Here is a 7,958-nt window from a genome sequence, read left to right on the forward strand (position 1 = left end):
CGCCATTTCGGCAAATCTGCCTAGTCTGGCGTCGCACGGCGGGCCCCAGAGAGACGTACCAAAATCTTGCTGAGATGCTTCAGGGGTGCCACTCGCCCGATCACGACGACTAGGGCGTTTTCCGACGGTGCAGGCCGCACCCTTGCGGGCGGCGGTTTTGAGTCCGGAGAATGCCAGCTCGATCGGATTCAGGTCAGCGCAAAAGCGAGACCATCGGCGACTGCAAACCATTGCGGAGCGTGAAAGCAATAGTAGCAACGATCAGGACGTTTCCAGAACGCCCCGAAGGATTTCGCTACTAAAGGTGGGAGAATGGTGCGCTCGGAGGGACTCGAACCCCCACGATTTTACTCACTGCCACCTCAAGGCAGCGCGTCTACCAATTCCGCCACGAGCGCTTGGGGCCGGTGCCGGGCGAACGCCCGACCGGACGGCGCCCATTTAACAAAACAATCATGCAGGGACAAGGCCGGCGTGAGCCGTTTTCCCGCAATCTTGCCCTCGCCTCGCCGGCAAAAAACGCTTCGAAACGAAAGACCTAGGTGGCCGGCCGCGTTTCGGGCGAAAGCCGCCGTCTCTAGCGCCGATCCGGCGAGCGCGGCAGCATCTGCTTGACCTCGACCGCAATGCGGTTGCGGTCGACCAGCACCATTCCCGAGGCGACCGGCATGTTGTTGGCGAGGATCTTGACCTCGTCGGCCTCGGTGGCGTCCAGTTCGATGATGGCGCCGCGGGACAGCCGCAGCACCTGGTGAATGGGCATCGACGTGGTGCCGAGCACCACCATGAGATCGACTGAAACTTTATCGAGCGTTGGCACTGGAACCCGAACTGGCGCTTGAGATGGGAAGCAGCTTCGACATCACCATGCTATGGTTGACCAATGATTAACGCGCCCGCTAACGCCCGCCAGACGCTGGATTTGCGCGGCCTGCGGCCGGCCTCCGGCGCTGCCGACGTCGAGTGGCGCATCTCGGATTCGCTCGTCGCCTATCCCGACGCGGTCGCCGAGATGGAATCGCGCGCCGCCGCGATCGCCGCCGGCGAGGCGCGCGAGCTCGTGTGGCTGCTCGAACATCCGCCGCTCTACACCTCCGGCACCAGCGGCCACGATTCCGACCTGCTCGATGCGCGGTTTCCGATGTTTGCCACCGGCCGCGGCGGCCAAGTGACCTATCACGGCCCCGGCCAGCGCGTGGCTTACGTCATGCTAGACCTCAAGCGCCGCCGGCCGGACGTGCGCGCCTATGTGGCGGCTCTGGAGCAATGGATCATCGCCACCCTCGACGCCTTCAACGTCCGTGGCGAGCGCCGCGAGGACCGCGTCGGCGTCTGGGTGAAGCGCCCCGACAAAGGCGACGGCTTCGAGGACAAGATCGCCGCCATCGGCGTACGGCTGAAACGCTGGGTGTCGCTGCACGGCATCGCCATCAACGTCGAACCCGACCTGTCGCACTTCAAGGCCATCGTCCCCTGCGGCATCACCGACCCCGCGGTACGGCGTCACCAGCCTGGTCGACCTCGGCCTGCCGGTGACGATGACCGACGTCGACGTGGCGCTGAAGGCGGCGTTCGAAGAGGTGTTCGGGGCGATTAGTTCGTAATCTTGTAAGTATGTAGGGTGGGCAAAGCGAAGCGTGCCCACGTCTGCGCGTCATGCGGTCCGCGTGGGCACGGCGCTGCGCGCCTTTGCCCACCATACAATGATTGCTCATCCGTCATTGCGAGGAGCGTAGCGACGAAGCAATCCAGCGCCAGTGCACTTAGCTGGATTGCTTCGCGGAGCCTGTGCTCGGACGGCGCGAAGCGCCGATCCGAGTGCTCGCAATGACGAAGCCAATTAGTGAATCGCCGCGTACATGATCTTCTCCTCGGTCGCATCGAGGCAGGAGAATTCTTCAACCACCTTGCCCTGCCGGCTGACCAGGATGCGGTCGGACAGCGCTAGAATTTCCGGCAAGTACGACGAGATCACCACCACCGCCCGGCCCTCGTCGGCGAGCCGGTTGATGAGTTCGTGAATTTCGACGATGGCGCCGACGTCGACGCCGCGGGTCGGCTCGTCGAAGATCACCACGCTCGGATCCTGCGCCAGTGACTTGGCGATCACCACCTTCTGCTGATTGCCGCCGGACAGCTCCACCACCTTGGCCTTGGTGCTGATCGCCCGGACGTTGAGCTGCTTGATCCAGCTTTCGCCGCTCGACTGCGCCTCGCGCCGCGACAGCAGGAAGCGGCCGCGCGGAAACTTGGCGAGCAGCCCGAGATAGACGTTGCGGGCGATCGACATCGTCTCGAAGAAGCCTTCGACCTTGCGGTCCTCGGTGATGTAGGCGATGCCGTCCTTCACCGCCGGTGCCGGCACGCGGTACCGCACCGGCTCGCCGCGCAGCAGGATCTCGCCGCCGTGGAAGAAGTCGCGCTTCAGCACGCCGGCGGCAATCTTGAACGTCTCGGTACGGCCGGCGCCGACCAGACCGAACACGCCGGTGATCTGACCGGCGAACACCGACAGCGAATTGTTCTTCACCATCGGCGCCAGCTTCAGATTCTGGATCGTCAGCATCCGCTCGCCGGCAGGACGCACGGTGGTCTTGCGCTTGCCGTACAGCGTGTTCGACAGGTCGCGGCCGACCATCGCCTGGACGATGCGATCCCGGTCGAAGTTGCGGGCATCGTCGGTGACGACGTGCTTGGAGTCGCGCAGCACGGTGATGCGATCGGCCAGCGCCAGAGCCTCTTCCAGCGCATGCGAAATGAACACGATCGAGACGCCACGCTTCTGCAGGTCGCGCACCAGATCGAAGAAGTACTTCTTCTCCTCCGGCGTCAGCGTCGCGGTCGGCTCGTCGAAGATGATCACCTTGGCCTGATGCAGCACCGCGCGGGCGATCTCGACCATCTGTTTCTGCGCGGCGCCGAGCATGCCCACCGTCGCGGTCGGCGTCACATCGAAATTCAGCGACTGCAGGAATTGCTGGGCGGCGATGTAGATGCCGCGCAGCCGGTTGTAGAACTTCTCCTGTCCGAGAAACAGATTCTGCGCCACCGTCATGGTCGGCACCAGGCTGTTCTCCTGAAACACCATGCCGATGCCGAGGTGACGCGCTTCGAGCGGCGTCTTCGGCGCAACCTCCTTGCCGTCGACCAGCATCGTGCCGGAGGTCAGCGTCACCACCCCGGCCATCGCCTTGGTCAGCGTCGATTTGCCGGCGCCGTTTTCACCGACCAGCGCATGGATTTCGCCGCGGCGAAGCTGGAAGTCGACCGAGTCGATCGCCGGCACGCCGGAGTACAGCTTGGTGGCCTTGCGGAATTCCAGAACGTTGTCCGTCATGCGCCGACCTCGGACTTGATATCGGAGAGTTTCAACCGCAGCAGCCGGCCAGGCCCCTTGGCCAGAACGTACAAGCTGTCCGCGACTTCAACCGCGGCGACAACGCCATGGTTGCTGCCGTCGACGCGGCTGTGCAGTGAATACAGCGGTGCGTAGTCGGCGCCGAGACGAACGACGAGCCCGTAGGAGCGCGGCGGCGCCCACGGCTTGATGATGCCCATGGTCTTGAGATGCGCGCCCTGCATCGGTTCGCGGAACGAGTGCCCCGCGGTCAGCCGCGGCACGATCCAGAACTCCGGATCGATCTCCGCCATCATCCGGCGGCGATACGCCGCCTCGCGCAGCACGAATTCAATCAGCTGCGTGCGCGCGGTGAACGCCGTCATCCAAAAGCCGCCGCCGACAGCGGGCGTCAGCCGCGACGGATACACCGGCAGATGATCGAACACCGGCTTGATGTCGCCTTTAGCGCTCACCGCGATCAGGCGATGGCGCCAGCTCTCGCTCACAAGCGTGGTGTCGCCCGATGCCGCCGCGCCGAACGCGTAGCGCAGGCCCGAAGCGACGACCTCAATCTTGCGCGAGGCCGGATCGACCGACAGCAGCCGCCCGCTACGGCCGCGGCTGAGCAGATCGCGGCCCCACTCCGCATACGGCAAATCGGTCGAGCCGTCGGTCGCCAGCAACGTGCCGTTCCGCCCGGGCGCCAGCGCATTGACGGCGGTCATGCCCTCGCCGCTGATGACGATGTCGCTGCTGTCGCCCGGCGCAAACACCCGCACCTCACGGCCGGCTAGCGCCACCGCGAGCCGGCCATCCGGCAACACGCACAGCGCCGTCAGCGGCTGCTCGAACTGCCGCACAGGCGCCAGCGACGCGCCGTCCATCTGCAGCACGGCCTGACCGTCGGCGACGTAGAGCGCGCTTCCATCGGTCGCGAGGTCTTCCGCTGTCGGCAGTGTGGCAACGATCTCGGCGTGTTCGAGCGTCTGGTTGGGCTTCAGCGCGCCGTCGAACGGCGGCACCGTGATGGCGCCCTCGCCGCGGCCGAGGAAGCGGTGCGCGAATTCGCGAAGCGCCGGGATCATGACTGTTTCCCCCATCGCTTGTCGTATTGGACGAAGTTCGGGTCAGCGCCGTCGAGCTTGTAGCGACCGATGCGGTTGTTGGCGATGCCGCCGAGATACAGATGGCCGCGATGCTCGCGCATCGAGGTGATCATTGGATGATTAGCGCCGGACAGATCCCAGAGGGACTCAAGGATCTGGCCCTCCTCGTTGAATTTGACGACGCAGCCGGTGTTGATGTTGGGGAACAGCCACTCGTCGACCGGCAGCCGCTTGCCCATGCGGCGGCGGAAGTCCGGCATCCGCCACGCCAGATCCAGCGTCGGCGAGCGCATCCCGACCAGCGCCAGCCAGTAATTGCCGTCCGAGGCGAGATTGATGTTGTCCGGATAGCCCGGCAGATTGTCCATCACCACCTCCACGGTGCCGGACTTCGGCCCGTCGAACCAATAGCGCTTGATCGAGCAGCCGAACGTCTCGGCGAACAGGATCGACTGCCGGTCGCTGGCGATGGCGATGCCGTTGGGGAATTTCAGCCCGCGCAGCACGGTGCGCGTGGAGTTGGTGTTGGGGTCGTAGCAGATGATGCGGCCGTTGCCGCGCGCCTCGAGGCCGTCGACCGGCCATTCGTCCATCTCGTAGCGCACCGTGGCTTCCGAGAAAAAGATTCGCCCGTCATCGGCGATGTCGAGATCGTCGGCGAGCCGCAGCCGGCTGTCATCGTTCACCGACCAGATACTGCGGTTGGTCTCGTCGGTCGCCTTCTCGACCTTGCCGTCCGGCGCGATGCGATACAACCCCATGCCGCCGATGCAGCAGTACAGGTTGTCGTTGCGGTCGAACGCCATGCCGAGCGGCTGGCCGCCGATATGGGCGAACACCTCCATCCGCGAATAGTCCGGCGCGTAGAACTTCATAATGTCGCCATGCCGCGAGCCGGCATAGAGGTTGTCGTGGCGGTCGAGGATGACGTCCTCGGGCGCCTCGATCTTGCCGAGGCCGATCAGCGAGACGTTGCGCAGCTTGTCGTTCTGTTCGAACGGGCCGCCCTTGCCGATCTCGGTCGGCGGCGGCGGCGGCAGATAGTGATAGGCGGGCGCGACATAGACCTTGCTGATGATGCGGTTGCGGTTCTTCAGCCAGCGGATGTCGATCATCGCGGCGACCAGAAGGATCGACGCCAACACCATACGGTTATAGCCACCGCGCACCGACAGCGTGGTCAGGCCGTTGGTGATGAGCAGCACGATCAGCGTGCCGGCCAGCGCCTTGGCGACCGAGCCCTTGCCGCCGCCGAGCGTGATGCCGCCGAGCACGGTCGCCGTCAGCACCGTGACTTCGAGGCCGATGCCGACGTCGCCGCCGACGGTGCCGAGCCGAGCCGCGAAGAACAGCGCGCCGATCGCGGTCAGCGCACCGCTGGCGACGTAACACAGCGCGATGGTGCGGCGGACCGGAATGCCTGAGTTATACGCCGAGCGCCGCGAGCCACCGATCGCGGTGATGTGCCAGCCCGGCCTCAGTCGCGTCAGGAAGATGTGGCCGAAGATCGCTACCACGATGTACAGCAGCGCCACGCTCGGAATGCCGAACACGTCGCCGCCCCCGATGAAGTCCCACGAGGGGAAGTCGGGCATCGAGGCCGCGATCTTGACCGAATTGCCGACCAGCAACAGGTCGTAGGTCGACCGGAAGATGATCAGCGTGATCAGCGTAGTGATGAAGGCGCGCAGTCGCAGATAGCCGATCAGGACGCCATTGACGGCGCCGAGCAGCGCGCCGCAGGCGATGGTAGCGACAATGACGGCCGGCACCGGCCAGCCCAGCACGTCGAGGCAGTACAGCGCGCAGAAGTCGCACAGCGCGAACATCGAGCCGACCGACAGGTCGATGCCGCCGACGATCACCACCAGCCCCATGCCGAGTACGACGAAGCCGATCTCGCCGGCCTGTCGCGCCGTATCGCCAAGCGACGCAGGCGACAGGAATCCCGGGATCGCCCGGCTGAGTGCGATCGCCACCACGATCAGCACGATCATCGGGATCGCGGTCTCGGTCCATCGCTTCGACAGGATTTCGCCGAGCAGATGATCCGGCCAGTAGCGCGACTTAAACTTGACGAGTGCTTCTTGCATGGGACCCGCTGAACGGAAGAGCCGGCTGTCTGGGAACGTGCGCCGTCAGCGGCCGCCCGCATGCATGCATGCGAGCGGCGCCGAGACGGAAGTGAAGCGGTCGTTACTTCTTCACGTCGCTGAGATTCCAGCACGCCGTCTGAGAGTCGGCGTTCTCCTTGGTGATCGGGATCAGCGTGGTGTAGATCGAGCCCTTCACGTCGCCAGGCTTGACGCCAGAGGACAGCAGCCACTTGATCATCGCCGCCATGTCGGCGGCCTGGGTCGGCACGTCGTAGCTGAGGTCGAGGTCGAACGAGCCGTTCTTGACGAGTTCGCAGGCGCCCTTGCGCTCACCGCCGCCCGAAGTCGCGAGGAACACCTTGCCGGTGAGACCCGCTTCCTTCACTGCCGCAGCGGTGCCGATGTCCATGCCGTCCCAGAAGCCGACGATGCCGCACAGATCCGGGTTCTGCTTCAGCACGGTCTGAGTGATCGCCTTGGCTTTGGCCGCGTCCCAGTCGGCCGCCTGCGACGACACGACCTTGATGTTCGGGTTCTTGGCCAGCACGTTCTCGACGCCCTTCAGCGTGTAGGCCGAGGTCGCTGCCGAGAGTGCACCTTGCATGACGGCAATCTTGCCGGACTTACCCTCGCAAGCCTTCACCACCGCCTCGGTGGCGCGCTCGCCGACGTCGATCCAGTTGGCGCCGACGAAGGCCGAGCTGCGATACACCGAGCCCATGTTGATCTGGATGATGAAGATGCCTTCCTTCTCGGCGCGCTGCAGCAGCTTGGCGTAGGTCTGCACGTCGGGATTGTGCACGATGATCACCGCCGGCTTCTCGGAGATCAGCGTCGTCAGCGCCTGGGCGCCGGCGCTGGTGCTCCAGTTCGGATCGCGGACGATCACCTTCATGCCGTAGGGCTCGAGCTCGCGCTTGACGCCGGCGAACCAGCCTTCGGTGAGGTCGAAGTTCATCGCCACAGGAATGTAGGTGTGTATATTGGCGGCCAGCGCCGCCTTGAACGGCGCCTGGAACGGCTATGTCGAGCCCCTGTGTCGCACGCGCGGGCAGCGCCATTGCGGCTACGGCCGCAGCGGCTACGATCAGTCGCGCCGCGGCGCGCTTTAGTTGAAACGACATGATTTCCTCCTTGGTCGTTGGTCTTGCCGCCCGGCGTTGATCGCCGTGGCTTTGGTCGTTCGGTTAGATGTCGCCCTGCTGGGCGGTCTCCTCGTTGCGCGGGTTGAGGAAAGAGTCGGCGATCACGGCGATCAGCAGCACGACGCCCTTCACCAGGTTCTGGCCCGAATACGAAACGTCCATGATCGTCATGCCGTTGAGCATGGTGCCGATCAGCAGCGTGCCGATGACGACGTTGAGCATGCCGTCGAGGCCGCCCGACAGGCCGATGCCGCCGAGCACGACGACGAGA

At 64.8% G+C, this 7,958-nt stretch carries 5 protein-coding genes, 1 tRNA gene and 2 pseudogenes; 1 reads left to right on the forward strand and 7 read right to left on the reverse strand.

From position 1 onward, the window contains the following. Positions 1-313: 313 nt before the first annotated feature. Both I5M_RS22930 and I5M_RS22935 read right to left on the reverse strand, forming a co-directional pair. A tRNA-Leu gene (locus tag I5M_RS22930) sits at positions 314-398 on the reverse strand. A gap of 179 nt (positions 399-577) precedes the next feature. Beyond that, complete coding sequence (locus I5M_RS22935; protein ID WP_022723541.1) at positions 578-820, reverse strand: FliM/FliN family flagellar motor switch protein; 243 nt, start codon at positions 818-820, stop codon at positions 578-580. Positions 821-883: 63 nt separating this feature from the next. On the opposite strand from I5M_RS22935, the pseudogene lipB reads away from it, so the two are divergent. Further along, a pseudogene (gene lipB, locus I5M_RS30425) lies at positions 884-1,604 on the forward strand (lipoyl(octanoyl) transferase LipB). A gap of 236 nt (positions 1,605-1,840) precedes the next feature. Here lipB and I5M_RS22945 read toward each other — a convergent pair. The 5 genes and pseudogenes from I5M_RS22945 to I5M_RS22965 form a co-directional block, all read right to left on the reverse strand. Next, the gene (locus tag I5M_RS22945; protein WP_022723542.1) at positions 1,841-3,337 is read right to left on the reverse strand and encodes a sugar ABC transporter ATP-binding protein; all 1,497 of its coding nucleotides are present in this window, start codon (positions 3,335-3,337) and stop codon (positions 1,841-1,843) included. Beyond that, positions 3,334-4,425 (reverse strand): hypothetical protein, encoded by a 1,092-nt coding sequence (locus tag I5M_RS22950; protein WP_022723543.1) that lies wholly within the window; start codon positions 4,423-4,425, stop codon positions 3,334-3,336. Before I5M_RS22950 ends, I5M_RS22945 begins: the two co-directional genes overlap by 4 nt. Next, entirely contained in the window at positions 4,422-6,539 is a 2,118-nt protein-coding gene (locus I5M_RS22955; protein ID WP_022723544.1) for an SMP-30/gluconolactonase/LRE family protein, read from the reverse strand. The genes I5M_RS22950 and I5M_RS22955 overlap by 4 nt, the downstream gene beginning before the upstream one ends. 103 nt (positions 6,540-6,642) lie before the next feature. Continuing rightward, on the reverse strand, positions 6,643-7,500 hold the full coding sequence (locus I5M_RS30430) for a sugar ABC transporter substrate-binding protein (RefSeq protein ID WP_244432073.1): 858 nt from the start codon (positions 7,498-7,500) through the stop codon (positions 6,643-6,645). A 229-nt stretch (positions 7,501-7,729) separates the two neighbouring features. Then, a pseudogene (locus I5M_RS22965) lies at positions 7,730-7,958 on the reverse strand (ABC transporter permease); the annotation flags it as partial.

The sequence above is a fragment of the Rhodopseudomonas sp. B29 genome (genome assembly GCF_000333455.1).
In the GTDB taxonomy this organism is placed as follows: domain Bacteria; phylum Pseudomonadota; class Alphaproteobacteria; order Rhizobiales; family Xanthobacteraceae; genus Rhodopseudomonas.

Coding starts and splice junctions, on each gene's coding strand:
- I5M_RS22945 (WP_022723542.1), bottom strand. CDS start 3,337: ATGACGGACAACGTTCTGGAATTCCGCAAGGCCACCAAGCTGTACTCC.
- I5M_RS22950 (WP_022723543.1), bottom strand. CDS start 4,425: ATGATCCCGGCGCTTCGCGAATTCGCGCACCGCTTCCTCGGCCGCGGC.
- I5M_RS22955 (WP_022723544.1), bottom strand. CDS start 6,539: ATGCAAGAAGCACTCGTCAAGTTTAAGTCGCGCTACTGGCCGGATCAT.
- I5M_RS30430 (WP_244432073.1), bottom strand. CDS start 7,500: ATGAACTTCGACCTCACCGAAGGCTGGTTCGCCGGCGTCAAGCGCGAG.